29 protein-coding genes and 4 tRNA genes are annotated in these 26,006 nt (G+C 54.8%); all 33 read left to right on the forward strand.

Features of this window, described 5'->3' with window-relative positions:
- Positions 1–301: 301 nt before the first annotated feature.
- The gene (birA, locus tag HBO23_RS10485; RefSeq protein ID WP_017135958.1) at positions 302–1,261 is read left to right on the forward strand and encodes a bifunctional biotin--[acetyl-CoA-carboxylase] ligase/biotin operon repressor BirA; all 960 of its coding nucleotides are present in this window, start codon (positions 302–304) and stop codon (positions 1,259–1,261) included.
- Positions 1,251–2,000, forward strand: coding sequence for a pantothenate kinase (locus HBO23_RS10490; protein ID WP_017135959.1), 750 nt, complete (start codon positions 1,251–1,253; stop codon positions 1,998–2,000). Before birA ends, HBO23_RS10490 begins: the two co-directional genes overlap by 11 nt.
- 7 nt (positions 2,001–2,007) lie before the next feature.
- Complete coding sequence (locus HBO23_RS10495) at positions 2,008–2,454, forward strand: hypothetical protein (RefSeq protein ID WP_017135960.1); 447 nt, start codon at positions 2,008–2,010, stop codon at positions 2,452–2,454.
- 142 nt (positions 2,455–2,596) lie between these two features.
- Positions 2,597–2,681, forward strand: a tRNA-Tyr gene (locus HBO23_RS10500).
- Positions 2,682–2,705: 24 nt separating this feature from the next.
- Positions 2,706–2,779 (forward strand) — tRNA-Gly (locus HBO23_RS10505).
- A gap of 26 nt (positions 2,780–2,805) precedes the next feature.
- Positions 2,806–2,881, forward strand: a tRNA-Thr gene (locus tag HBO23_RS10510).
- A 161-nt stretch (positions 2,882–3,042) separates the two neighbouring features.
- Positions 3,043–3,118: transfer RNA gene (locus HBO23_RS10515), tRNA-Trp, on the forward strand.
- A 45-nt stretch (positions 3,119–3,163) separates the two neighbouring features.
- On the forward strand, positions 3,164–3,532 hold the full coding sequence (gene secE, locus HBO23_RS10520) for a preprotein translocase subunit SecE (protein WP_003194658.1): 369 nt from the start codon (positions 3,164–3,166) through the stop codon (positions 3,530–3,532).
- Between the two features lie 9 nt (positions 3,533–3,541).
- Complete coding sequence (gene nusG, locus HBO23_RS10525) at positions 3,542–4,075, forward strand: transcription termination/antitermination protein NusG (protein WP_003176436.1); 534 nt, start codon at positions 3,542–3,544, stop codon at positions 4,073–4,075.
- A 117-nt stretch (positions 4,076–4,192) separates the two neighbouring features.
- A complete protein-coding gene (rplK, locus tag HBO23_RS10530) occupies positions 4,193–4,624 on the forward strand; it encodes a 50S ribosomal protein L11 (RefSeq protein ID WP_003176435.1) in 432 nt (143 codons plus the stop codon).
- Positions 4,624–5,319: a 50S ribosomal protein L1 gene (rplA, locus tag HBO23_RS10535; protein ID WP_003232403.1), complete on the forward strand. Its 696-nt coding sequence runs from the start codon at positions 4,624–4,626 to the stop codon at positions 5,317–5,319. Before rplK ends, rplA begins: the two co-directional genes overlap by 1 nt.
- Positions 5,320–5,518: 199 nt before the next feature.
- Positions 5,519–6,019: a 50S ribosomal protein L10 gene (rplJ, locus tag HBO23_RS10540; protein ID WP_003176433.1), complete on the forward strand. Its 501-nt coding sequence runs from the start codon at positions 5,519–5,521 to the stop codon at positions 6,017–6,019.
- Between the two features lie 78 nt (positions 6,020–6,097).
- A complete protein-coding gene (rplL, locus tag HBO23_RS10545) occupies positions 6,098–6,463 on the forward strand; it encodes a 50S ribosomal protein L7/L12 (protein WP_010566858.1) in 366 nt (121 codons plus the stop codon).
- 219 nt (positions 6,464–6,682) lie between these two features.
- On the forward strand, positions 6,683–10,756 hold the full coding sequence (rpoB, locus tag HBO23_RS10550; protein ID WP_017135961.1) for a DNA-directed RNA polymerase subunit beta: 4,074 nt from the start codon (positions 6,683–6,685) through the stop codon (positions 10,754–10,756).
- A gap of 64 nt (positions 10,757–10,820) precedes the next feature.
- The gene (gene rpoC, locus HBO23_RS10555) at positions 10,821–15,020 is read left to right on the forward strand and encodes a DNA-directed RNA polymerase subunit beta' (RefSeq protein ID WP_017135962.1); all 4,200 of its coding nucleotides are present in this window, start codon (positions 10,821–10,823) and stop codon (positions 15,018–15,020) included.
- Between the two features lie 216 nt (positions 15,021–15,236).
- A complete protein-coding gene (gene rpsL / locus HBO23_RS10560) occupies positions 15,237–15,608 on the forward strand; it encodes a 30S ribosomal protein S12 (protein ID WP_002555494.1) in 372 nt (123 codons plus the stop codon).
- 118 nt (positions 15,609–15,726) lie between these two features.
- A complete protein-coding gene (rpsG, locus tag HBO23_RS10565; protein ID WP_002555493.1) occupies positions 15,727–16,197 on the forward strand; it encodes a 30S ribosomal protein S7 in 471 nt (156 codons plus the stop codon).
- A gap of 30 nt (positions 16,198–16,227) precedes the next feature.
- A complete protein-coding gene (gene fusA, locus HBO23_RS10570) occupies positions 16,228–18,333 on the forward strand; it encodes an elongation factor G (RefSeq protein ID WP_010206921.1) in 2,106 nt (701 codons plus the stop codon).
- A gap of 30 nt (positions 18,334–18,363) precedes the next feature.
- Positions 18,364–19,557, forward strand: a complete 1,194-nt coding sequence (tuf, locus tag HBO23_RS10575) for an elongation factor Tu (RefSeq protein ID WP_003176426.1) — start codon at positions 18,364–18,366, stop codon at positions 19,555–19,557.
- A 159-nt stretch (positions 19,558–19,716) separates the two neighbouring features.
- Positions 19,717–20,028 carry a 30S ribosomal protein S10 gene (rpsJ, locus tag HBO23_RS10580; protein ID WP_003186070.1) on the forward strand — a complete coding sequence of 104 codons (312 nt, stop codon included), beginning with the start codon at positions 19,717–19,719 and terminating at the stop codon, positions 20,026–20,028.
- Positions 20,029–20,109: 81 nt separating this feature from the next.
- Entirely contained in the window at positions 20,110–20,745 is a 636-nt protein-coding gene (gene rplC / locus HBO23_RS10585) for a 50S ribosomal protein L3 (protein ID WP_003194649.1), read from the forward strand.
- A 12-nt stretch (positions 20,746–20,757) separates the two neighbouring features.
- Positions 20,758–21,360: a 50S ribosomal protein L4 gene (gene rplD / locus HBO23_RS10590; RefSeq protein ID WP_017135963.1), complete on the forward strand. Its 603-nt coding sequence runs from the start codon at positions 20,758–20,760 to the stop codon at positions 21,358–21,360.
- Complete coding sequence (rplW, locus tag HBO23_RS10595; RefSeq protein ID WP_002555488.1) at positions 21,357–21,656, forward strand: 50S ribosomal protein L23; 300 nt, start codon at positions 21,357–21,359, stop codon at positions 21,654–21,656. The genes rplD and rplW overlap by 4 nt, the downstream gene beginning before the upstream one ends.
- 14 nt (positions 21,657–21,670) lie before the next feature.
- Positions 21,671–22,495, forward strand: a complete 825-nt coding sequence (rplB, locus tag HBO23_RS10600; RefSeq protein WP_003176423.1) for a 50S ribosomal protein L2 — start codon at positions 21,671–21,673, stop codon at positions 22,493–22,495.
- 16 nt (positions 22,496–22,511) lie between these two features.
- Positions 22,512–22,787, forward strand: a complete 276-nt coding sequence (rpsS, locus tag HBO23_RS10605; RefSeq protein WP_002555486.1) for a 30S ribosomal protein S19 — start codon at positions 22,512–22,514, stop codon at positions 22,785–22,787.
- A gap of 11 nt (positions 22,788–22,798) precedes the next feature.
- Positions 22,799–23,131 (forward strand): 50S ribosomal protein L22, encoded by a 333-nt coding sequence (rplV, locus tag HBO23_RS10610; RefSeq protein WP_003103908.1) that lies wholly within the window; start codon positions 22,799–22,801, stop codon positions 23,129–23,131.
- 13 nt (positions 23,132–23,144) lie between these two features.
- A complete protein-coding gene (gene rpsC / locus HBO23_RS10615; protein ID WP_003176422.1) occupies positions 23,145–23,831 on the forward strand; it encodes a 30S ribosomal protein S3 in 687 nt (228 codons plus the stop codon).
- A 12-nt stretch (positions 23,832–23,843) separates the two neighbouring features.
- Positions 23,844–24,257, forward strand: a complete 414-nt coding sequence (rplP, locus tag HBO23_RS10620) for a 50S ribosomal protein L16 (RefSeq protein WP_003232424.1) — start codon at positions 23,844–23,846, stop codon at positions 24,255–24,257.
- Positions 24,257–24,448: a 50S ribosomal protein L29 gene (rpmC, locus tag HBO23_RS10625; protein WP_002555481.1), complete on the forward strand. Its 192-nt coding sequence runs from the start codon at positions 24,257–24,259 to the stop codon at positions 24,446–24,448. Before rplP ends, rpmC begins: the two co-directional genes overlap by 1 nt.
- 2 nt (positions 24,449–24,450) lie before the next feature.
- Positions 24,451–24,717: a 30S ribosomal protein S17 gene (gene rpsQ / locus HBO23_RS10630; protein ID WP_003176419.1), complete on the forward strand. Its 267-nt coding sequence runs from the start codon at positions 24,451–24,453 to the stop codon at positions 24,715–24,717.
- A 23-nt stretch (positions 24,718–24,740) separates the two neighbouring features.
- On the forward strand, positions 24,741–25,109 hold the full coding sequence (gene rplN / locus HBO23_RS10635; RefSeq protein ID WP_002555479.1) for a 50S ribosomal protein L14: 369 nt from the start codon (positions 24,741–24,743) through the stop codon (positions 25,107–25,109).
- Positions 25,110–25,120: 11 nt separating this feature from the next.
- Positions 25,121–25,435 carry a 50S ribosomal protein L24 gene (gene rplX, locus HBO23_RS10640; protein ID WP_003176416.1) on the forward strand — a complete coding sequence of 105 codons (315 nt, stop codon included), beginning with the start codon at positions 25,121–25,123 and terminating at the stop codon, positions 25,433–25,435.
- Between the two features lie 20 nt (positions 25,436–25,455).
- Positions 25,456–25,995: a 50S ribosomal protein L5 gene (gene rplE, locus HBO23_RS10645; protein WP_003176415.1), complete on the forward strand. Its 540-nt coding sequence runs from the start codon at positions 25,456–25,458 to the stop codon at positions 25,993–25,995.
- Positions 25,996–26,006: the final 11 nt, after the last annotated feature.

A 26,006-nucleotide genomic window follows, 5' to 3' on the forward strand; every position in this document is an offset into this window, starting at 1 on the left:
TCCCGAACTCAGTAGTGAAACGATGCATCGCCGATGGTAGTGTGGGGTTTCCCCATGTGAGAGTAGGTCATCGTCAAGATTAAATTCCGAAACCCCTGATTGCTAACGCAATCAGGGGTTTTGTTTTTGGCGCTCGTTTAGGCGTAAATCTCGCTCACGAGTGGCGTTAATCACAACGCGTTCAGGCTGAGATGCCACGTAAGCCTGCTTTGCAGCCGCCTCCAGTGCTAAATCCTGTCCTTTCTATGCAATGACCTTGCGCATGGCTATCATGCGTGCCTCATTGTGAGGCGATGCTTGCATGCTGACGTTGTTAACACTTCTCAAAGATGGTCGATTCCACTCCGGAGAGGCGCTCGGTGCTGCCCTGGGTGTCAGCCGCAGTGCTGTTTGGAAGCAGCTCCAGCATCTGGAGTCTGAATTGAACCTGCCCATTCATAAAATTCGCGGCAGGGGGTACCAGCTAGCATCTCCATTGGTGTTCTTGAGTGCTGAAGAAATTCAAGAGCGCGCTCCTGCTTTGGCGTGGCCTGTTTACATCTCTGACTCCATAGACTCCACCAATGCCGAGGCTTTGCGCCTCGTCGGCACAGGTTGCGCGGCGCCATTTCTGGTGCTTGCGGAGCAGCAAACGGCGGGAAGAGGGAGGCGGGGCCGCAAGTGGGTCAGTCCGTTTGCTCAAAACCTGTATTACAGCCTCGTATTGCGCATTGACGGCGGGCTGAGGCAGTTGGAAGGGCTTAGCCTTGTCGTCGGATTGGCAGTCATGCAGGCCCTGCGTGAGTTGGGTGTCCAGGGCGCCGCCTTGAAATGGCCGAATGACGTCCTGGTTGGGCAGAAAAAAATTGCCGGTATCTTGCTGGAATTGGTTGGAGATCCCGCTGATGTTTGCCATGTTGTGCTCGGTATAGGGATCAACGTAAATATGCAGAAGGCGGCAGAGGTCGATCAGCAGTGGACGTCGGCGCAGTTGGAGACGGGCTCCCCTGTCGACCGAAATCACTTGGTCGCACGCCTTGGACTGCAGTTGCAAAGTCACCTGGAGCGACATAAGGCTTTCGGTTTTGCTGCGCTTCAGGAAGAGTGGGAGCGAAATCATTTGTGGCAGGGTAAGGCCGTATCTCTTATCGCGGGTGTTAACCAGATTGATGGTGTGGTGCTGGGTGTTGATCACCAGGGCGCGCTGCGGCTGAGTGTCGAGGGTGTCGAGAAAATATACAGCGGCGGTGAGTTAAGCCTGAGGTTGCGTGATGATTCTTGAGCTCGACTGTGGGAATAGCTTTATCAAGTGGCGTGTGCTCGATTCGCCTATGGCCAGGGCGTCCGCTGAGGGTGTTGTCGGCTCGGACCTTGAGTTGATCGAGGGCCTGAAGGCAATCCCGGGGTTGTCATTGACGCGCTGCCGCCTGGTAAGTGTTCGGGCCTCCGAAGAGACCGGGCAGTTGGTTGAGGCATTGCAGGGGGCATTTGGGGTTGTTGTGTCTTGTGCTGTCTCAGCGAGGGAGGCGGCGGGTGTACGTAACGGCTACGAAGAGTTTGAGCGTCTTGGGCTGGATCGTTGGTTGGCAATGCTCGGTGGTTTCAAGCTGGCATCAGGTGCCTGCCTGGTACTCGATTTCGGTACCGCAGCCACTGCAGACTTTATTGCTGCCGATGGTGAGCACCTTGGCGGCTTCATTTGCCCGGGAATGCCCCTCATGCGCAGCCAGTTGCGAACGCACACGCGCAAAATCCGCTACGACGATATTGCGGCAGAGCAGGCCCTGGCACGCCTCTCGCCGGGGCGGACGACTGTGGAAGCCGTTGAGCGGGGTTGTACGCTGATGCTCAGAGGGTTTGTTTTGACACAGCTTGAGTTGGCTCGGAGCTATTGGGGGAATGACTTCACGGTTTTTCTGACTGGCGGGGATGCTGACCTGGTCTCCGATGCCGTGCCTCACGCTCGTTTTGTTCCTGATCTGGTTTTTGTTGGTCTGGCGATGGCGTGCCCTTTGTCCTGAGGTATTTATGCGTTGGCTGTTTTTGCTTTTGCTCGTTCTCAATGCCTTCTATTACATCTGGCATCAACAGGAAGCCCCATTGCGTGCTAAAGATGTAACGCCACTGAGTCTCTATAAGGGCTCTCAGCAGGATATTCGCCTATTGAGTGAATCCTCTGACCCCATGGTTCGGCGCGACCGGGCAAAAGCGCCTGACGCACAAAGTACGTGTCTATACATCGGTGGTTTCGCTGATCAGCGCCAGGCCCAGTCGGTAGAGCAGCGCCTCATAAGCCTGGATATAAAGGTCAAAGTGCTTCTCCTCAATACGCCTGATGCCTCCGGCTATTGGCTTCGTGTCGCCCCTGAAAGCAGGAGGTTGGCTGAGGATCTGCCGTTTGAAAACCTTGCTAAGGAATTCAATGAGTTAAAACATAAAATAATGTTGTGCGAAGGCGTTGCAACTGTCGAATAGTTTGCATAGAATGGCGCCCGCTTCGCAGTGAAGACCTTTACGGTCTACAGCGTGAAGCGGAGGTCAACGCAGCTAACCTCATATTTTTAATGAGAAAATGCTTGACAGAAGGCCGGCGTGATGTAGAATGCCGGCTCGCTTAGGAGGGGTTCCCGAGCGGCCAAAGGGATCAGACTGTAAATCTGACGTCTACGACTTCGAAGGTTCGAATCCTTCCCCCTCCACCATTTTTAGCGTGAGCTGCAAGCTCCGCGGGTATAGTTTAGTGGTAGAACCTCAGCCTTCCAAGCTGATGATGCGGGTTCGATTCCCGCTACCCGCTCCAAGTTTGCAGGTTGTGCAATGTGTTTTGCTCTTGTAGCTCAGTTGGTAGAGCACACCCTTGGTAAGGGTGAGGTCAGCGGTTCAAATCCGCTCAAGAGCTCCATATAACAAGGCAGATATGAAAATATCTGCCTTTGTTTTAACAGCTGCCTCGGCTTGTTGGTGTTGCATTTGGCTTTGTTGCCAGGTGATTTCAGGTCTAGTGGGGTTGGTTGTTGTAAAGTCTTTTTCAGGCCTGCATAATGGTCGGCCTGATTTTGTTTTAGGTCAGTAGCTCAATTGGCAGAGCGACGGTCTCCAAAACCGTAGGTTGGGGGTTCGATTCCCTCCTGACCTGCCAGATTCACGTGGTGTGTCTGGCTTTCTTTTCACAGGATCTTCATAGATGACTCCTAAGGCTGAAGCTCAAAGCTCTCGTTTCGATCTCGTCAAGTGGCTCGCTGTGGTCGCGTTGGTGGTCGTAGGCGTTGTTGGCAATCAGTACTACTCTGCTTCGCCGATCCTGTACCGCGTACTCGCTTTGCTCGCTCTTGCTGCTGTAGCTGCCTTTGTAGGCCTGCAGACTGCCAAAGGCAAGTCTTTCGCGGTCCTGGTAAAGGAAGCTCGCACCGAAATTCGTAAAGTCGTTTGGCCGACTCGCCAAGAAACCACGCAGACCACATTGATTGTTGTGGCTGTTGTTCTGGTTATGGCGTTGCTGTTGTGGGGGCTTGATTCCCTGCTCGGCTGGCTTGTTTCCTTGATTGTTGGCTAAGGGTGTCCCGTGGCTAAGCGTTGGTACGTTGTGCATGCTTACTCGGGTTACGAGAAGCATGTTATGCGCTCTTTGCTAGAGCGCGTAAAGCTTGCAGGCATGGAAGATGGCTTCGGCGAAATTCTGGTTCCCACTGAAGAAGTGGTTGAAATGCGGAATGGTCAGAAGCGCAAAAGCGAACGCAAGTTCTTCCCTGGCTACGTGCTGGTTCAGATGGACATGAATGAAGGTACTTGGCACTTGGTCAAGGACACTCCTCGTGTCATGGGTTTCATCGGCGGTACTGCTGATAAGCCTGCTCCGATCACCGACAAAGAGGCGGAAGCAATTCTGCGTCGCGTTGCTGACGGTAGCGACAAGCCTAAGCCGAAGACGTTGTTCGAGCCGGGTGAGGTTGTTCGTGTCACAGATGGTCCGTTTGCTGATTTCAACGGCACCGTCGAAGAAGTTAACTACGAAAAGAGCCGGATCCAAGTGGCAGTGCTCATTTTCGGTCGCTCTACTCCGGTAGAGTTGGAGTTCAGCCAGGTCGAGAAGGTCTAGCTGAGCAAGCATCCCAACCCCGCAGCCTTAGGCTGTGGGGTTTTGTCGTCACTGGGATAAACGCGCAAGTAACCGGGGAGCCTTTCGAGGCGTTTGAACCCGTAATTGGAGTGCCTCATGGCCAAGAAGATTACCGCTTACATCAAGCTGCAAGTGAAGGCCGCTCAGGCCAACCCAAGTCCACCTGTCGGCCCGGCTCTGGGTCAGCACGGCGTGAACATCATGGAATTCTGCAAGGCCTTCAACGCCCGTACTCAGGGTCTTGAGCCAGGTCTGCCGACTCCAGTGATCATCACTGTATACAGCGACCGTAGCTTCACTTTCGAAACCAAGTCGACCCCGGCTTCGGTTTTGCTGAAGAAAGCTGCTGGTCTGACTAGCGGTTCCGCTCGTCCTAACACCGTTAAGGTTGGCACCGTAACTCGTGCTCAGCTGGAAGAAATCGCGAAAACCAAAAACGCGGATCTGACTGCAGCTGATATGGATGCAGCCGTGCGTACCATCGCCGGTTCTGCTCGTAGCATGGGCCTTAACGTGGAGGGTGTGTAATGGCTAAGCTGACCAAGCGCCAAAAGGCTATCGCCGGCAAAATCGAAGCAGGCAAGGCCTACAACTTTGTAGACGCCGCTGCCCTGCTGACCGAGCTGTCGACTGTCAAGTTCAGCGAGTCCGTTGACGTTGCTGTAAACCTGGGTGTTGACCCACGTAAATCCGACCAGGTCGTTCGTAGCGCTACTGTGCTGCCACACGGTACTGGCAAGACTGTACGTGTTGCTGTCTTCACCCAAGGCCCGGCAGCTGAAGCTGCTCTGGCCGCCGGCGCTGATCGCGTTGGCATGGACGACCTGGCTGCCGAAATGAAAGGCGGCGACCTGAACTACGACGTAGTTATTGCTTCCCCGGATGCAATGCGCGTTGTAGGTCAGTTGGGTCAGATCCTCGGTCCACGTGGTCTGATGCCTAACCCTAAAGTCGGCACCGTAACCCCAGACGTAGCTACCGCGGTTAAAAACGCCAAGGCTGGTCAGGTTCGTTATCGCACTGACAAAAACGGCATCATTCACACCTCCGTTGGCAAAGTCGGCTTCGATGCCGTCAAGCTGAAGGAAAACGTTGAAGCCCTGATCGCTGATCTGAAGCGTATCAAGCCAGCTTCCTCGAAAGGTATCTACGTCAAGCGCGTTACCCTGAGCACCACTATGGGCCCAGGTCTGGTCATCGACCAAGGCTCGCTGGACGTATAAGAAATACGTTGGTGCGAGAGATCGCGCCAATTGAAAAAATTGGGGTCCCTGCCTGGCGGGGGCTATCCAAGACCGTAGGCGGCGCAAGCCTTAAACCTCAAGCCTACGCAGATGGTGCTCCCGGTTCCTTACCGAATCAGACACCAAAACGACATCCGGCTTCGGCCAGATGAAACGGTAACAAGCAGGAGTTAAACCCGTGGCAATTAATCTCGAAGACAAGAAGGCCATCGTCGCTGAAGTCAACGAGGCTGCCAAAGCTGCTCTGTCCGCTGTCGTGGCTGATGCCCGTGGTGTGACAGTAGGCGCTATGACCGGACTCCGTAAAGAGGCTCGTGAAGCTGGCGTATACGTACGTGTTGTACGTAACACCCTGCTCAAGCGCGCTGTTGCTGACACTGAATACAGTGTTCTCAACGACGTGTTCACCGGCCCGACTCTGATCGCGTTCTCCAAAGATCACCCGGGTGCTGCTGCCCGTTTGTTCAAGGAATTCGCCAAGAGTCAGGATAAGTTCGAGATCAAGGCAGCTGCGTTCGAGGGCAAGTTCCTCGCAGCTAACCAAATCGACGTACTGGCAACACTGCCGACCCGTAACGAAGCTATTTCTCAGCTGATGAGCGTGATTCAAGGCGCTACCAGCAAGTTGGCTCGTACTCTGGCCGCAGTTCGCGAGCAAAAAGAAGCTGCCGCAGCCTAAGGCTGAGCACCTCCTTTCGCGTATTTTTGTTTATTTCGATGGCCGCGTAGGCCGTCCCCCAATTCAGGAAATACAGTAATGTCTATCTCCCAAGAAGATATCCTCAACGCCGTAGCTGAAATGTCGGTTCTGCAGGTTGTTGAGCTGATCAAAGCTTTCGAAGAAAAATTCGGCGTTTCCGCTGCCGCTGCTTCCGCTGGCCCAGCTGTTGCTGCTGTTGCTGCTGAAGAGCAAACCGAATTCAACGTCATGCTGCTGGAAGCTGGCGAGAAGAAAGTAAACGTGATCAAGGCAGTTCGTGAACTGACCGGTCTGGGCCTGAAAGAAGCCAAGGCTGTAGTTGACGGCGCTCCTGCCCAGGTTCTGGAAGCAGTGTCGAAAGACGCCGCTGACAAAGCTAAAGCAGTGCTGGAAGAAGCAGGCGCTAAAGTCGAGCTGAAGTAAGCATCGACCTTGCGTCTCCAGCCCAAGCGTTAAGCTGAAGGCTGATGGCTGGTGGCTCTTGCCACCGGCCTTTTTCCGTTCTTGGCTGTCGACTCGGTCGCCGCCAATTACGCGCTGTAACCACCCGATGCGGTGGTGCAAACCATGGGGTTTGCAAGATTTTCTGGCTGCTCCCGTCGGAGGGGCCAAACAAGCAGGTGACCAAGCTGGGGAACGCTGATGGCTTACTCATATACTGAGAAAAAACGTATCCGCAAGGACTTTAGCAAGTTGCCGGACGTCATGGATGTCCCGTACCTTCTGGCTATCCAGCTGGATTCGTATCGTGAATTCTTGCAGGCGGGAGCGACCAAAGATCAGTTCCGCGACGTGGGCCTGCATGCGGCCTTCAAATCCGTTTTCCCGATCATCAGCTACTCCGGCAATGCTGCGCTGGAGTACGTGGGTTATCGCCTGGGCGAACCGGCATTTGATGTCAAAGAATGCGTGTTGCGCGGTGTTACGTACGCCGTACCTTTGCGGGTAAAAGTCCGCCTGATCATTTTCGACAAAGAATCGTCGAACAAAGCGATCAAGGACATCAAAGAGCAAGAAGTCTACATGGGCGAAATCCCACTGATGACTGAAAACGGTACCTTCGTAATCAACGGTACCGAGCGTGTTATTGTTTCCCAGCTGCACCGTTCCCCGGGCGTGTTCTTCGACCACGACCGCGGCAAGACGCACAGCTCCGGTAAACTCCTGTACTCCGCGCGGATCATTCCGTACCGCGGTTCGTGGTTGGACTTCGAGTTCGACCCGAAAGACTGCGTGTTCGTGCGTATCGACCGTCGTCGCAAGCTGCCGGCCTCGGTACTGCTGCGCGCGCTCGGTTACACCACTGAGCAGGTGCTGGACGCTTTCTACACCACCAACGTATTCAGCCTGAAGGATGAAACCCTCAGCCTGGAGCTGATTGCTTCGCGTCTGCGTGGTGAAATTGCCGTTCTGGACATTCAGGACGAAAACGGCAAAGTGATCGTTGAAGCGGGTCGTCGTATTACTGCGCGCCACATCAACCAGATCGAAAAAGCCGGCATCAAGTCGCTGGAAGTGCCTCTGGACTACGTCCTGGGTCGCACCACCGCCAAGGTTATCGTTCACCCGGCTACAGGCGAAATCCTGGCTGAGTGCAACACCGAGCTGAACACCGAAATCCTGGCAAAAATCGCCAAGGCCCAGGTTGTTCGCATCGAGACCCTGTACACCAACGACATCGACTGCGGTCCGTTCATCTCCGACACACTGAAGATCGACTCCACCAGCAACCAATTGGAAGCGCTGGTCGAGATCTATCGCATGATGCGTCCTGGTGAGCCACCGACCAAAGACGCTGCCGAGACCCTGTTCAACAACCTGTTCTTCAGCCCTGAGCGTTATGACCTGTCTGCGGTCGGCCGGATGAAGTTCAACCGTCGTATCGGTCGTACCGAGATCGAAGGTTCGGGCGTGCTGTGCAAGGAAGATATCGTCGCGGTACTGAAGACTCTGGTCGACATCCGTAACGGTAAAGGCATCGTCGATGACATCGACCACCTGGGTAACCGTCGTGTTCGCTGCGTAGGCGAAATGGCCGAAAACCAGTTCCGCGTTGGCCTTGTGCGTGTTGAGCGTGCGGTCAAAGAGCGTCTGTCGATGGCTGAAAGCGAAGGCCTGATGCCGCAAGACCTGATCAACGCCAAGCCAGTGGCTGCGGCAGTGAAAGAGTTCTTCGGTTCCAGCCAGCTTTCCCAGTTCATGGACCAGAACAACCCGCTCTCCGAGATCACCCACAAGCGCCGTGTTTCTGCACTGGGCCCGGGCGGTCTGACCCGTGAGCGTGCTGGCTTTGAAGTTCGTGACGTACACCCGACGCACTACGGTCGTGTTTGCCCGATCGAAACGCCGGAAGGTCCGAACATCGGTCTGATCAACTCCCTGGCCGCTTATGCGCGCACCAACCAGTACGGCTTCCTCGAGAGCCCGTACCGCGTGGTGAAAGACGCTCTGGTCACCGACGAGATCGTATTCCTGTCCGCCATCGAAGAAGCTGATCACGTGATCGCTCAGGCTTCGGCCACGATGAACGACAAGAAAGTCCTGATCGACGAGCTGGTAGCTGTTCGTCACTTGAACGAGTTCACCGTCAAGGCGCCGGAAGACGTCACCTTGATGGACGTTTCGCCGAAGCAGGTAGTTTCGGTTGCAGCGTCGCTGATCCCGTTCCTGGAACACGATGACGCCAACCGTGCGTTGATGGGTTCCAACATGCAGCGTCAAGCTGTACCAACCCTGCGCGCTGACAAGCCGCTGGTAGGTACCGGCATGGAGCGTAACGTAGCCCGTGACTCCGGCGTTTGCGTCGTAGCCCGTCGTGGCGGCGTGATCGACTCCGTTGATGCCAGCCGTATCGTGGTTCGTGTTGCCGATGATGAAGTTGAAACTGGCGAAGCCGGTGTCGACATCTACAACCTGACCAAATACACCCGCTCGAACCAGAACACCTGCATCAACCAGCGTCCGCTGGTGAGCAAGGGTGACCGCGTTCAGCGTAGCGACATCATGGCCGACGGCCCGTCCACCGACATGGGTGAACTGGCTCTGGGTCAGAACATGCGCATCGCGTTCATGGCATGGAACGGCTTCAACTTCGAAGACTCCATCTGCCTGTCCGAGCGTGTTGTTCAAGAAGACCGTTTCACCACGATCCACATTCAGGAACTGACCTGTGTGGCACGTGATACCAAGCTTGGGCCAGAGGAAATCACTGCAGACATCCCGAACGTGGGTGAGGCTGCACTGAACAAGCTGGACGAAGCCGGTATCGTTTACGTAGGTGCTGAAGTTGGCGCAGGCGACATCCTGGTAGGTAAGGTCACTCCGAAAGGCGAGACCCAACTGACTCCGGAAGAGAAGCTGCTGCGTGCCATCTTCGGTGAAAAAGCCAGCGACGTTAAAGACACCTCCCTGCGTGTACCTACCGGTACCAAGGGTACTGTTATCGACGTACAGGTCTTCACCCGTGACGGCGTTGAGCGTGATGCTCGTGCACTGTCCATCGAGAAGACTCAACTCGACGAGATCCGCAAGGACCTGAACGAAGAGTTCCGTATCGTTGAAGGCGCGACCTTCGAACGTCTGCGTTCCGCTCTGGTAGGCCACAAGGCTGAAGGCGGCGCAGGTCTGAAGAAAGGTCAAGACATCACCGACGAAGTACTCGACGGTCTTGAGCACGGCCAGTGGTTCAAACTGCGCATGGCTGAAGATGCTCTGAACGAGCAGCTCGAGAAGGCCCAGGCCTACATCGTTGATCGCCGCCGTCTGCTGGACGACAAGTTCGAAGACAAGAAGCGCAAACTGCAGCAGGGCGATGACCTGGCTCCAGGCGTGCTGAAAATCGTCAAGGTTTACCTGGCAATCCGTCGCCGCATCCAGCCGGGCGACAAGATGGCCGGTCGTCACGGTAACAAAGGTGTGGTCTCCGTGATCATGCCGGTTGAAGACATGCCGCACGATGCCAATGGCACCCCGGTCGACGTCGTCCTCAACCCGTTGGGCGTACCTTCGCGTATGAACGTTGGTCAGATCCTCGAAACCCACCTGGGCCTCGCGGCCAAAGGTCTGGGCGAGAAGATCAACCGTATGATCGAAGAGCAGCGCAAGGTTGCTGACCTGCGTAAGTTCCTGCACGAGATCTACAACGAGATCGGCGGTCGCAACGAAGAGCTGGACACCTTCTCCGACCAGGAAATCCTGGACCTGGCGAAGAACCTGCGCGGCGGCGTTCCAATGGCTACCCCGGTGTTCGACGGTGCCAAGGAAAGCGAAATCAAGGCCATGCTGAAACTGGCAGACCTGCCGGAAAGCGGCCAGATGCAGCTGTTCGACGGCCGTACCGGCAACAAGTTTGAGCGCCCGGTTACTGTTGGCTACATGTACATGCTGAAGCTGAACCACTTGGTAGACGACAAGATGCACGCTCGTTCTACCGGTTCGTACAGCCTGGTTACCCAGCAGCCGCTGGGTGGTAAGGCTCAGTTCGGTGGTCAGCGTTTCGGGGAGATGGAGGTCTGGGCACTGGAAGCATACGGTGCTGCATACACTCTGCAAGAAATGCTCACAGTGAAGTCGGACGATGTGAACGGTCGGACCAAGATGTACAAAAACATCGTGGACGGCGATCACCGTATGGAGCCGGGCATGCCCGAGTCCTTCAACGTGTTGATCAAAGAAATTCGTTCCCTCGGCATCGATATCGATCTGGAAACCGAATAACACGTGACGCGAATCGAGAGCGGGGTTGTTTAGCCCGCTCTCTGCTCCGCCAGGAGGAAAGGCCTTGAAAGACCTACTGAATTTGCTGAAAAACCAGGGTCAAGTCGAAGAGTTCGACGCCATCCGTATTGGGTTGGCATCGCCTGAGATGATCCGTTCGTGGTCGTTCGGTGAAGTTAAAAAGCCGGAAACCATCAACTACCGTACGTTCAAACCTGAGCGTGACGGCCTGTTCTGCGCCAAGATCTTTGGCCCGGTAAAGGATTACGAGTGCCTGTGCGGTAAGTACAAGCGCTTGAAGCACCGTGGTGTGATCTGCGAGAAGTGCGGCGTTGAAGTTGCACTGGCCAAGGTTCGTCGTGAGCGCATGGCGCACATCGAACTGGCTTCGCCGGTTGCCCACATCTGGTTCCTGAAATCGCTGCCGTCCCGTATCGGCTTGCTGATGGACATGACCCTGCGTGATATCGAACGCGTTCTCTACTTCGAGAGCTATGTCGTTATCGATCCAGGCATGACCACCCTTGAAAAAGGTCAGCTGCTGAACGACGAGCAGTACTTCGAAGCGCTGGAAGAATTCGGCGACGACTTTGATGCCCGTATGGGTGCCGAGGCTGTCCGCGAACTGCTGCACGCTATCGACCTGGAGCACGAGATTGGCCGTCTGCGCGAAGAAATTCCGCAAACCAACTCCGAAACCAAGATCAAAAAGCTGTCCAAGCGTCTGAAGTTGATGGAAGCCTTCCAGGGTTCCGGCAACTTGCCAGAGTGGATGGTGCTGACCGTTCTGCCGGTTCTGCCGCCAGACCTGCGTCCGCTGGTACCGTTGGACGGTGGTCGTTTCGCGACGTCCGACCTCAACGACCTGTACCGCCGCGTGATCAACCGTAACAACCGCTTGAAGCGTCTGCTCGATCTGTCCGCTCCGGACATCATCGTGCGCAACGAAAAGCGTATGTTGCAAGAAGCTGTCGATGCCTTGCTCGACAACGGCCGTCGTGGCCGCGCTATCACCGGTTCCAACAAGCGTCCTCTGAAATCCTTGGCTGACATGATCAAGGGTAAGCAAGGTCGTTTCCGTCAGAACTTGCTCGGTAAGCGTGTTGACTACTCCGGTCGTTCGGTAATTACCGTAGGCCCGACCCTGCGTCTGCACCAGTGCGGTCTGCCCAAGAAGATGGCACTTGAGCTGTTCAAGCCATTCATCTTCGGCAAGCTGGAAATGCGTGGTCTCGCGACCACCATCAAAGCGGCCAAGAAAATGGTCGAGCGCGAACTGCCAGAGGTTTGGGACGTTCTCGCTGAAGTGATTCGCGAACACCCGGTTCTCCTCAACCGTGCACCGACCCTTCACCGTCTGGGTATCCAGGCGTTTGAACCAGTACTGATCGAAGGTAAGGCTATCCAGCTGCACCCTCTGGTCTGTGCTGCGTACAACGCCGACTTCGACGGCGACCAAATGGCCGTGCACGTACCGCTGACACTGGAAGCCCAGTTGGAAGCGCGCGCGTTGATGATGTCGACCAACAACATTCTGTCGCCAGCCAACGGTGAGCCAATCATCGTTCCGTCGCAGGACGTTGTATTGGGTCTGTACTACATGACTCGTGAAGCGATCAACGCCAAAGGTGAAGGTCGTGTGTTCGCTGACCTGCAAGAAGTTGACCGTGTGTTCCGTGCCGGCGAAGCCGCACTGCACGCCAAGGTCAAAGTGCGGATCAACGAAACCGTCAACGACCGTGATGGCGGCAGCGTGAGCGGCACCCGTATTGTCGACACCACTGTCGGCCGTGCCTTGCTGTATCAAGTTGTGCCAAAAGGCCTGTCGTACGACGTCGTCAACTTGCCGATGAAGAAAAAGGCGATCTCCAAGCTGATCAACCAGTGCTACCGCGTGGTTGGTTTGAAAGAGACCGTGATCTTCGCTGACCAGCTGATGTACACCGGCTTTGCTTATTCGACCATTTCCGGCGTTTCCATCGGTGTTAACGACTTCGTTATCCCGGATGAAAAAGCCCAGATCATCAATGCTGCAACTGATGAAGTGAAAGAAATCGAAAGCCAGTACGCCTCCGGCCTGGTAACCCAGGGCGAGAAGTACAACAAAGTGATCGACCTTTGGTCCAAGGCCAACGACGAAGTGTCGAAGGCGATGATGGCTAACCTCTCGAAAGAGAAGGTTATCGACCGTCATGGCGTAGAAGTCGATCAAGAGTCGTTCAACTCGATGTACATGATGGCCGACTCGGGTGCACGGGGTTCTGCTGCGCAGATCCGTCAGCTCGCCGGTATGCGTGGCCTGATGGCCAAGCCGGACGGCTCCATCATCGAAACGCCGATTACTGCGAACTTCCGTGAAGGTTTGAGCGTACTTCAGTACTTCATCTCCACTCACGGTGCTCGTAAGGGTCTTGCGGATACCGCGTTGAAAACGGCTAACTCCGGTTACCTGACTCGTCGTCTGGTAGACGTTGCGCAAGACTTGGTTGTGACTGAAGTTGACTGCGGCACCGAACACGGTCTGCTGATGACTCCGCACATCGAAGGCGGCGACGTTGTAGAACCGTTGGGTGAGCGCGTACTGGGTCGAGTAATTGCCCGTGACGTATTCAAGCCAGGTACCGAGGAAGTTATCGTTCCTGCTGGCACCCTGGTGGATGAAAAGTGGGTCGAGTTCATCGAACTCAACAGCATCGACGAAGTGATTGTTCGCTCGCCGATCAGCTGCGAAACCCGCTACGGCATTTGCGCCAAGTGCTACGGCCGTGACTTGGCTCGTGGTCACCAGGTGAACATCGGTGAAGCGGTTGGCGTAATTGCTGCCCAGTCCATCGGTGAGCCGGGTACCCAGCTGACCATGCGTACGTTCCACATCGGTGGTGCGGCAAGCCGGACCTCCGCAGCTGATAGCGTTCAGGTGAAGAACGGCGGTACTGTCCGTCTGCACAACCTGAAACACGTTGAGCGAGTGGATGGTTGCCTGGTTGCTGTGTCCCGTTCCGGTGAGCTGGCAATCGCTGATGACTACGGTCGTGAGCGCGAGCGTTACAAGCTGCCGTACGGTGCTGTGATCTCGGTTAAAGAAGGTGACAAGGTCGACGCTGGCGCAATCGTGGCCAAGTGGGATCCGCACACTCACCCAATCGTTACCGAAATGAAAGGTACCGTGACCTACGTGGGCATGGAAGAAGGCATCACGATCAAGCGTCAGACTGACGAATTGACCGGTATGACCAACATTGAAGTACTCGACGCGAAAGATCGTCCAGCTGCCGGTAAGGACATCCGTCCTGCCGTTAAGATGGTTGACGACAACGGCAAGGACTTGTTGCTGCCAGGCACTGACGTAATCGCTCAGTACTTCCTGCCAGCCAACGCCCTGGTCGGTGTAGCGGATGGTGCGAAGATCGCGATCGGTGATGTTATCGCGCGTATCCCGCAAGAAACTTCGAAGACTCGCGACATCACCGGTGGTCTGCCGCGTGTTGCCGACTTGTTCGAAGCTCGTCGTCCGAAAGAAGCGTCGATTCTGGCTGAAGTCAGCGGCACCATCGCGTTCGGTAAAGAGACCAAAGGCAAGCGCCGTCTGGTCATTACCCCGAACGATGGTACTGATCCGTACGAAGAGCTGATTCCGAAGTGGCGTCACCTGAACGTCTTCGAAGGCGAACAGGTAAACCGCGGCGAAGTTATCTCCGACGGCCCGAGCGATCCACACGACATCCTGCGTCTGCTGGGTGTGAGTGCGCTGGCCAAGTACATCGTTAACGAGATCCAGGACGTTTACCGTCTGCAAGGCGTGAAGATCAACGATAAGCACATCGAGACCATCCTGCGTCAGATGCTGCGTAAAGTTGAAATCGCTGAATCCGGCGATTCCAGTTTCATCAAGGGCGACCAGATGGAACTGACTCACGTACTGGTAGAAAACGAACGTCTGGGCGCGGAAGACAAATTTGTCTCCAAGTTCACTCGTGTGTTGCTGGGTATCACCAAGGCGTCGTTGTCCACTGAGTCGTTCATCTCGGCGGCCTCCTTCCAGGAGACCACTCGCGTACTGACCGAAGCAGCGGTAACCGGCAAGCGCGATTACCTGCGCGGCCTGAAAGAAAACGTAGTCGTGGGTCGTTTGATCCCGGCAGGTACCGGTTTGGCTTACCACAGCGAGCGCAAGCGCCGCCGTGATGCTGACAAGCCGCTGCGCGTAAGCGCCAGTGAAGTGGAAGCTGCACTGACCGAAGCGCTGAACTCAAGCGGTAACTGAGTTCTGCGATAAATAAGTCTGGGCCCTGGCAGCCCCATTCGTCGGATCGAGGCATTTTTGTCCCGGTTCGATGAGAGGGGAGGTCGGGGCCTTGCCTTGACTGGGGGCAAGATCCTCTTTAGACTCTTGTACCCCTAAATTTGGCGGGAATTCGTTCCTGCCATTTTGCTTTTCTTGCAAGACAATAGCGTCGCAAGACAACAGTGGAGCTAGTAGATGGCAACTATCAACCAGCTGGTACGTCAGCCGCGTAAGCGTATCGTCGAGAAATCCGACGTACCTGCGCTGCAGAACTGCCCGCAACGTCGTGGCGTATGCACTCGTGTGTATACCACCACGCCGAAAAAACCTAACTCGGCACTGCGTAAAGTATGCCGTGTGCGTCTGACCAACGGTTTCGAGGTTTCCTCGTACATCGGCGGTGAAGGCCACAACCTGCAAGAGCACAGCGTGGTACTGATCCGCGGCGGTCGTGTAAAAGACTTGCCAGGTGTTCGTTACCACACCGTACGCGGCTCCTTGGATACTTCCGGCGTTAAAGGTCGTAACCAGGGTCGTTCGAAGTACGGTACCAAGAAGCCTAAGTAGTAGCGGCTTTTTGTAAAACTGAATCATCTTATTTTCTGAGTCGATAAGAGTAAGGTCGGAGGCGTCCCGAAAGGGCACCGATTCCGAGCGAACCTGAAGACCGTTTGAGGGCTTATCCATGCCAAGAAGACGCGTAGCAGCCAAGCGCGAAGTGCTTGACGATCCAAAATACGGAAGCCAAATTCTGGCCAAGTTCATGAACCACGTGATGGAAAGCGGCAAGAAAGCCGTTGCCGAGCGTATCGTTTATGGCGCGCTGGAAAAGGTTAAAGAACGCAAGAACAGCGACCCCCTGGAAATCTTCGAGAAAGCTCTCGACGCCATCGCTCCGCTGGTCGAAGTGAAGTCGCGCCGTGTAGGCGGTGCTACTTACCAGGTTCCGGTCGAAGTTCGTCCGTCCCGTCGTAACGCTCTGGCAATGCGCTGGTTGGTAGACTTCGCCCGTAAGCGCGGCGAGAAGTCTATGGCTCTGCGTTTGGCCGGCGAGCTGTTGGACGCCGCTGAAGGTAAAGGTGCTGCTGTTAAGAAGCGTGAAGACGTGCACCGTATGGCTGAAGCTAACAAAGCTTTCTCGCACTACCGCTTCTAATCTTAGCTTCACTAATTTTGCGAGGGCTTTATGGCTCGTACTACTCCGATTAGCCGCTACCGTAACATCGGTATCGTTGCTCACGTGGATGCTGGTAAAACCACCACCACCGAGCGCGTACTGTTTTACACCGGCAAAAGTCACAAAATGGGCGAGGTGCATGACGGCGCCGCGACCACAGACTGGATGGTTCAGGAGCAGGAGCGTGGTATTACCATTACTTCTGCTGCTATTACCGCCTTCTGGAAAGGTTCCGAGAAGCAGTACAAAGACGAGCATCGCTTCAACGTAATCGATACACCAGGCCACGTAGACTTCACCATTGAAGTTGAGCGTTCCCTGCGCGTACTCGACGGCGCTGTCGTTGTGTTCTGCGGTACCTCGGGTGTTGAGCCTCAGTCGGAAACCGTATGGCGTCAAGCCAACAAGTACGGCGTTCCACGTCTTGTTTACGTAAACAAGATGGACCGTGCTGGTGCCAACTTCCTGCGCGTGATCGGTCAGATCAAACAGCGCCTGGGTCACACTCCGGTGCCAATTCAATTGGCAATCGGTTCCGAAGACAACTTCCAGGGTCAGATCGATCTGATCAACATGGAAGCTGTTTACTGGAATGACTCCGACAAAGGTATGGTTCCTGTTCGTAAGCCTATCCCTGCAGAACTGCAGGAACTGGCTGACGAGTGGCGCAACAACATGGTTGAGGCTGCGGCCGAAGCCAGCGAAGAGCTGATGAACAAGTACCTCGAGGGTGAAGAACTCACCAACGTGGAAATCAAGGCCGCTCTGCGTCAGCGTACTATCGCTGGTGAGATCGTCTTGGCTGTTTGCGGTTCCTCGTTCAAGAACAAGGGCGTTCCCCTGGTTCTCGATGCTGTGATCGACTACCTGCCTGCTCCAACCGATATTCCTGCTATCAAGGGTACCAACCCTGATAACGAGGAAGAAGAAATGGAGCGTCATGCAGACGACAGCGAGCCGTTCTCGGCCTTGGCGTTCAAGATCGCTACCGACCCATTCGTGGGTACTTTGACCTTCGTCCGTGTTTACTCGGGCGTGTTGGCATCCGGCGACGGCGTGATCAACTCGGTTAAAGGTAAGAAAGAGCGCGTGGGTCGTATGGTGCAAATGCACGCAAACGCCCGTGAAGAGATCAAGGAAGTACGCGCTGGTGACATCGCGGCCCTGATCGGCATGAAGGACGTCACCACTGGTGAGACTTTGTGCGACGCTGCCAAGCCAATCATCCTGGTTCGCATGGACTTCCCGGAGCCGGTTATTTCGGTTGCCGTAGAGCCTAAGACCAAGGATGACCAGGAAAAAATGGGTATCGCTTTGGGCAAACTTGCTCAGGAAGATCCATCTTTCCGCGTCAAGACTGATGAAGAGACTGGTCAAACGATCATCTCCGGCATGGGCGAGCTGCACCTGGACATCCTGGTTGACCGGATGCGCCGTGAGTTCAACGTCGAAGCCAACATCGGTAAGCCTCAGGTTTCCTATCGTGAGCGCATCACGAAGAACTGTGAAATCGAAGGCAAGTTCGTTCGTCAGTCCGGCGGTCGTGGTCAGTTCGGTCACTGCTGGATCCGTTTTGCTCCTGCTGACGAAGGTCAGGAAGGTCTGCAATTCGTGAACGAAGTAGTGGGTGGTGTTGTTCCTAAGGAATACATCCCTGCTATCCAGAAGGGTATCGAAGAGCAGATGAAGAACGGTGTTGTTGCCGGCTATCCGCTGATCGGCCTGAAAGCAACCGTTTTTGACGGTTCTTACCACGACGTCGACTCCAACGAGATGGCGTTTAAGGTGGCTGCTTCCATGGCAACCAAGCAACTGGCCCAGAAGGGCGGTGGTGAGTTGCTTGAGCCAATCATGGCGGTAGAAGTTGTTACACCTGAAGACTATATGGGTGATGTCATGGGCGACCTTAACCGTCGTCGCGGCATGATCTTGGGTATGGAAGACACGGTTTCCGGCAAAGTGATTCGCGCCGAGGTTCCGTTGGGTGAGATGTTCGGTTATGCGACCGACGTTCGCTCCATGTCCCAGGGTCGCGCAAGCTACTCTATGGAATTCAAAAAATACAACACAGCTCCGGCGCACATCGCTGAAACTGTATCCAAAAAACAAGGCTGATTCAGTCCTTTAGGCAAGGAGTTAATTGTCGTGGCTAAAGAAAAATTTGATCGTTCCCTACCGCACGTCAACGTTGGCACCATCGGTCACGTTGACCACGGTAAAACCACTCTGACTGCTGCTCTGACTCGCGTTTGCTCCGAAGTATTCGGTTCCGCAATCGTTGATTTCGATAAAATCGACAGCGCGCCAGAAGAAAAAGCTCGTGGTATCACCATCAACACCGCGCACGTTGAATACAACTCGCTGATCCGTCACTACGCTCACGTTGACTGCCCAGGTCACGCTGACTATGTGAAGAACATGATCACCGGTGCTGCCCAGATGGACGGCGCGATCCTGGTTTGCTCGGCCGCTGATGGTCCGATGCCACAAACCCGTGAGCACATCCTGCTGTCCCGTCAGGTAGGCGTTCCGTACATCGTGGTTTACCTGAACAAGGCCGACCTGGTAGACGACGCTGAGCTGCTGGAACTGGTTGAGATGGAAGTGCGCGATCTGCTGAGCACTTACGACTTCCCAGGCGACGACACTCCGATCATCATCGGTTCTGCTCGTATGGCTCTGGAAGGCAAAGACGACAACGAAATGGGCACCACGTCCGTTCGTAAACTGGTTGAGACTCTGGACAGCTACATCCCAGATCCAGTTCGTGTTATCGACAAGCCGTTCCTGATGCCAATCGAAGACGTATTCTCGATCTCCGGTCGCGGTACTGTTGTAACTGGTCGTATCGAGCGCGGTATCGTCAAGGTTCAAGATCCACTGGAAATCGTTGGTCTGCGTGACACTACCGTCACCACCTGCACCGGTGTTGAAATGTTCCGTAAACTGCTCGACGAAGGTCGTGCTGGCGAGAACTGCGGCGTTCTGCTGCGTGGTACCAAGCGTGACGACGTTGAGCGTGGCCAGGTTCTGGTTAAGCCAGGTTCGGTTAAGCCGCACACCAAGTTCGAAGCTGAAGTGTACGTGCTGAGCAAAGAAGAAGGCGGCCGTCACACTCCGTTCTTCAAAGGCTACCGTCCACAGTTCTACTTCCGTACTACCGACGTAACCGGTAACTGCGAACTGCCGGAAGGCGTAGAAATGGTAATGCCAGGCGACAACATCAAAATGGTTGTCACCCTGATCAAAACCATCGCTATGGAAGACGGTCTGCGTTTCGCAATCCGTGAAGGCGGCCGTACCGTTGGTGCTGGCGTTGTAGCTAAAATCATCGAGTAATTATCTCTTCTGAGATAGCTCTGATGTTTTGAAAAGGCCCCCGCTCAGCGGGGGCCTTTTTTATTGGGTTGACACCTATCAGGGCCGTCTATAGAATTGCGCCTCCTTTTAACGGGCGTATTGCGCTCGCTGGGAATAGCAGCCGGAGTCTGAAATCCAATGCAAAATCAGCAAATCCGTATCAGGTTGAAGGCTTTTGACCATCGCCTGATCGACCAATCCACCCAGGAAATCGTGGAAACCGCGAAACGTACTGGTGCTCAAGTGCGTGGTCCAATTCCACTGCCTACCCGTAAAGAGCGGTTCACCGTTCTGGTCTCCCCGCACGTCAACAAAGACGCGCGTGACCAGTACGAGATCCGTACTCATAAGCGCGTACTGGACATCGTCCAGCCAACGGATAAAACCGTTGATGCACTTATGAAGCTTGATCTGGCGGCCGGTGTGGAAGTACAGATCAGCCTCGGCTAAGACTTGGGTCTTAGTCGTGTAACGCTCTGAAATGGGCGGCCATAGCGGGTGAAAGCCCCGTACACTCATGAGGTTTACAACATGACTATTGGTGTAGTCGGTCGTAAATGCGGTATGACCCGTATTTTCACCGAAGAAGGTGTCTCCATTCCGGTCACGGTCATTGAGATCGAGCCGAATCGCGTCACCCAGTTCAAAACTGAAGAAACCGATGGCTATCGTGCAGTGCAAGTCACTGTCGGCGAGCGTCGTGCTTCGCGCGTGACTGCTGCTCAAGCAGGTCACTTCGCTAAAGCAAACGTTGCAGCTGGTCGCACTGTTATGGAGTTCCGTCTCGAAGACGGCGACTACCAGGCTGGCGATCTGATCAACGCTGAAATCTTCGCCGCTGGTCAACTGGTTGATGTAACCGGTCAGTCCAAGGGTAAAGGCTTCCAGGGTACGATCAAGCGTTGGAATTTCCGTGGCCAAGACAACACTCACGGTAACTCCGTTTCCCACCGCGTCCCGGGCTCTATTGGCCAGTGCCAGACTCCTGGTCGTGTATTCAAGGGCAAAAAAATGTCCGGTCATATGGGCGCTGAGCGCGTGACCGTGCAGTCCCTCGAAGTAGTGCGCGTCGACGCTGAACGCAATCTGTTGTTGGTCAAGGGTGCTGTTCCTGGCGCTACTGGCGGCAACCTGGTTGTACGTCCAGCGGCCAAGGCTCGCGGTTAAGGGGAAGCTGACATGCAATTAAATGTAAATGACGCTCAAGCGATCGAAGTTTCCGAACTGACATTTGGCGGCGAATTCAACGAGACGCTGGTTCACCAAGCAGTCGTGGCCTACATGGCCGGCGGCCGTCAAGGTAGCAAGCAGCAAAAGACCCGTTCCGACGTACGTGGTGGCGGTAAGCGCCCTTGGCGTCAGAAAGGTACTGGCCGTGCTCGTGCCGGTACTATCCGTAGCCCAATCTGGCGTGGCGGCGGTACCACTTTCGCAGCTCGTCCACAGGATCACACTCAGAAGCTCAACAAGAAGATGTATCGCGCAGCACTGCGCTCCATCCTTGCTGAACTCGTGCGTACTGATCGTCTGGTCGTGGTTCAAGACTTCGCTGTTGAAAGTCCAAAAACCAAAGATCTGCTGGGCAAACTGAACAACATGAGCCTGACCGACGTTTTGATCGTGTCGGAAGCTGTTGATCAGAACCTGTACCTGGCTGCTCGCAACCTGCCACACGTTGATGTACGTGACGTGCAAGGTTCCGATCCAGTTAGTCTGATCGCATACGACAAGGTGTTGATCACCGTGTCGGCCGTGAAGAAATTCGAGGAGCTGCTGGGATGAACCAGGAACGCGTATTTAAAGTTCTGCTTGGCCCGCACGTTTCCGAAAAGGCTACGGTTCTGGCTGACAAGAAAGGCCAGTTCGTTTTCAAGGTTGCAACTGACGCAACCAAGCTGGAAATCAAGAAGGCCGTCGAAAGCCTGTTCAGCGTGAAAGTAGAGCGTGTTACTACCCTGAATGTTCTGGGTAAGAGCAAGCGCACTGCTCGCGGTCTGGGCAAGCGTAATGACTGGAAGAAGGCAGTTATCTCCCTTCAGCCAGGCCAAGATCTCGATTTCAGCAGCAGTGCTGAGTAAGGAAGGGGTGCATCATGGCAATCGTTAAATGCAAACCGACTTCCCCTGGCCGCCGTTTTGTGGTCAAGGTGGTCAACCAGGAGCTGCATAAAGGCGCTCCTCACGCACCGCTGCTCGAGAAAAAATCGAAGACTGGTGGTCGTAACAACAATGGTCGTATTACCACTCGTCACATCGGTGGTGGCCATAAGCAGCATTATCGTCTGGTCGATTTCCGTCGCAACGACAAAGATGGCATCTCTGCCACTGTCGAGCGTATTGAATACGATCCAAACCGTACTGCTCACATCGCTCTGCTGCTGTACGCAGATGGCGAGCGTCGCTACATCATCGCCCCTAAAGGCGTGAGTGCTGGTGACCAGCTGATCGCAGGTGCTTTGGCACCGATCAAGCCGGGCAACGCTCTGCAACTGCGTAACATTCCAGTTGGTAGCACCGTACACGGCATCGAATTGAAGCCAGGTAAAGGCGCGCAAATCGCTCGTTCCGCTGGTGCTTCGGCTCAGCTGATCGCTCGTGAAGGTGTCTACGTGACCCTGCGTCTGCGTTCTGGTGAGATGCGTAAAGTGCTGGCTGAATGCCGCGCGACCTTGGGCGAAGTCTCGAACTCCGAGCACAGCCTGCGTTCGCTGGGTAAAGCTGGTGCCAAACGCTGGCGTGGCGTTCGCCCAACCGTTCGTGGTGTTGCCATGAACCCGGTTGACCACCCACACGGTGGTGGTGAAGGTCGTACCTCTGGTGGTCGTCATCCGGTATCGCCATGGGGCTTCCCGACTAAGGGCGCGAAGACTCGTGGTAATAAGCGTACCGACAAAATGATCGTCCGTCGTCGCAAGTAAATAGAGGGATACGACAGTGCCACGTTCTCTGAAAAAAGGTCCTTTTATTGATCTTCACCTACTGAAGAAGATCGAAGTGGCGGCGGAAAAGAACGATCGCAAACCAGTTAAGACCTGGTCGCGTCGTTCGATGATCCTGCCACAAATGGTCGGTCTGACCATCGCAGTACACAACGGTCGCCAACACGTCCCAGTTCTCGTTAACGAAGACATGGTCGGCCACAAACTGGGCGAGTTTGCCGGTACCCGCACTTATCGTGGGCACGTGGCAGACAAGAAAGCCAAGCGTTAAGGGGTTAGGAAATGGAAGTAGCCGCTAAGTTGTCGGGCGCTCGAATCTCCGCCCAGAAAGCCCGCTTGGTCGCCGACCAGATCCGCGGGAAGAAGGTGGGCGAAGCGCTCAACCTGTTGGCTTTCAGCAGTAAGAAAGCCGCCGAGATCATGAAGAAAGTGCTGGAGTCGGCCGTAGCCAACGCCGAGCATAACGAAGGCGCAGACGTTGATGACCTGAAGGTCAGCACCGTTTTCGTCAACGAAGGGCGTTCGCTGAAGCGCATCATGCCACGTGCCAAAGGCCGTGCTGATCGCATCGTCAAGCGGTCTTGCCATATCACTGTCAAGGTTGCTGACAAGTAACGGAGTCGAAGAGATGGGTCAGAAAGTACATCCCATTGGCATTCGCCTGGGAATCGTCAAGGAGCACACCTCCGTCTGGTACGCAGACGGTCGGACTTATGCGGACTATTTGTTCGCTGATCTGAAGGTGCGTGAGTATCTCCAAGACAAACTAAAAAGCGCGTCCGTAAGCCGTATCGATATCCATCGTCCGGCACAAACTGCACGTATCACCATCCACACCGCTCGTCCAGGTATCGTTATCGGGAAGAAAGGTGAAGATGTTGAGAAACTGCGTCAGGACCTGACCAAGCAAATGGGTGTGCCTGTGCACATCAATATCGAAGAGATCCGTAAGCCGGAGCTCGACGGTATGCTGGTTGCGCAGAGCGTAGCTCAGCAGCTGGAGCGTCGTGTAATGTTCCGTCGCGCTATGAAGCGCGCTGTACAGAACGCCATGCGCATTGGTGCCAAAGGCATCAAAATCCAAGTGAGCGGTCGTCTCGGCGGTGCTGAAATTGCACGTACTGAATGGTATCGCGAAGGTCGTGTGCCACTGCACACCCTGCGTGCCGACATCGACTATGCCAACTACGAAGCTCACACCACTTACGGTGTGATCGGTGTAAAGGTTTGGATCTTCAAGGGCGAAGTAATTGGTGGTCGCCAAGAAGAACTGAAACCACAAGCACCAGCGCCTCGTAAAAAAGCTGCTAAGTAAGGGGTACGCCAAATGTTGCAACCTAAGCGTACGAAGTTCCGCAAGCAGATGACAGGCCACAACCGTGGTCTGGCTCAGCGCGGTAGCAAAGTCAGCTTCGGCGAGTTCGCGCTGAAGTCTGTAGCTCGTGGTCGTCTCACCGCTCGTCAGATCGAGTCAGCGCGTCGTGCACTGACCCGTCACGTAAAACGTGGCGGCAAGATCTGGATCCGTGTATTCCCGGATAAGCCGATCTCCAAAAAGCCTCTCGAGGTTCGGATGGGTAAAGGTAAGGGTAACGTGGAATACTGGGTAGCCCAGATTCAGCCAGGCAAAGTCCTGTATGAAATCGAGGGTGTAACTGAAGAGCTGGCGCGTGAGGCTTTTGCCCTGGCTGCTGCAAAGCTGCCGCTCGCCACCGCCTTTGTTAAACGGACGGTGATGTGATGAAAGCGAATGAACTTCGTGAAAAATCCGCACAGCAGCTGAACGAGCAACTGCTCGGCCTGCTGCGCGACCAGTTCAATCTGCGTATGCAGAAAGCAACTGGCCAGTTGGGGCAGTCTCATCTGCTCTCGCAAGTTAAGCGTGACATCGCTCGCGTGAAGACTGTGCTCAACCAGCAGGCAGGTAAGTGATCATGGCTGAAGCCGAAAAGACTGTCCGTACGCTGACTGGCCGTGTTGTCAGCGACAAGATGGACAAAACCATCACCGTACTGATCGAGCGTCGCGTTAAGCACCCGATCTACGGTAAATATGTTAAGCGTTCGACTAAGCTGCACGCGCACGACGAAACCAACCAGTGCCACATCGGCGACAAAGTCACTATTCGTGAAACTCGTCCGCTGGCCAAGACCAAGTCTTGGGCACTGGTTGATGTTCTCGAACGCGCTGTGGAAGTCTAAGGACTAGGGGTCGGAGAAATTATATGATTCAGACTCAATCCATGCTCGATGTGGCCGATAACAGCGGCGCTCGCCGTGTTATGTGCATCAAGGTGCTGGGTGGCTCCCATCGTCGTTACGCTGGTATCGGTGACATCATCAAAGTTACCGTGAAGGAAGCAATTCCTCGCGGTAAAGTGAAAAAAGGCCAAGTGATGACTGCTGTTGTAGTCCGCACTCGTCACGGCGTACGCCGTGCTGATGGCTCCATTATCCGCTTTGATGGCAACGCTGCTGTTCTTCTGAACAACAAGCAAGAGCCGATCGGCACCCGTATCTTTGGGCCAGTGACCCGTGAACTTCGTACTGAGAAGTTCATGAAGATCGTCTCGCTCGCCCCAGAAGTGCTGTAAGGAGATCCGACATGCAAAAGATTCGTCGTGACGACGAGATCATCGTGATCGCCGGCAAAGACAAAGGTAAGCGCGGTAAGGTGCTTAAGGTTCTCGCTAATAACCGTCTGGTTATCGGCGGTCTGAACCTGGTTAAGCGTCATACCAAGCCTAACCCGATGTCGGGCGTACAAGGCGGTATCGTCGAAAAAGAAGCTCCACTGGACGCTTCTAACGTCGCCATTTTCAACGGCGAAACCAACAAGGCTGACCGCGTTGGTTTCAAAGTAGAAGACGGCAAGAAAATTCGTGTCTTCAAGTCGACCCAAAAAGCGGTTGATGCTTGAACACTGCTAGGTAGAAGACCATGGCACGACTAAAAGAGATTTACTGGAAAGAAATCGCACCGAAACTTAAGGAAGAACTTAAGCTTTCGAACGTGATGGAAGTTCCACGCGTTACCAAAATCACCCTGAACATGGGTCTGGGCGAAGCGGTCGGTGACAAAAAAGTCATCGAGCACGCTGTTGCTGACCTGGAAAAGATCACCGGTCAAAAAGTCGTTGTGACTTACGCTCGGAAATCCATCGCTGGCTTTAAAGTCCGTGAAGGTTGGCCGATCGGCGTCAAAGTGACTCTGCGCCGTGAGCGTATGTATGAATTCCTGGATCGTCTGCTGTCGATCTCCCTGCCTCGGGTTCGCGACTTCCGCGGCCTGAATGCCAAGTCCTTCGATGGTCGTGGTAACTACAGCATGGGCGTGAAAGAGCAGATTATCTTCCCGGAAATCGACTACGACAAGATCGATGCTCTTCGCGGTCTGGACATCACCCTGACCACCACTGCCAAGAACGATGATGAAGGTCGCGCCCTGTTGCGTGCTTTCAAATTCCCGTTCCGCAACTGATTGGAGTAGGA

It is taken from the genome of Pseudomonas sp. WS 5532, assembly GCF_012985445.1.
GTDB classification, from domain to species: Bacteria; Pseudomonadota; Gammaproteobacteria; order Pseudomonadales; family Pseudomonadaceae; genus Aquipseudomonas; species Aquipseudomonas edaphica.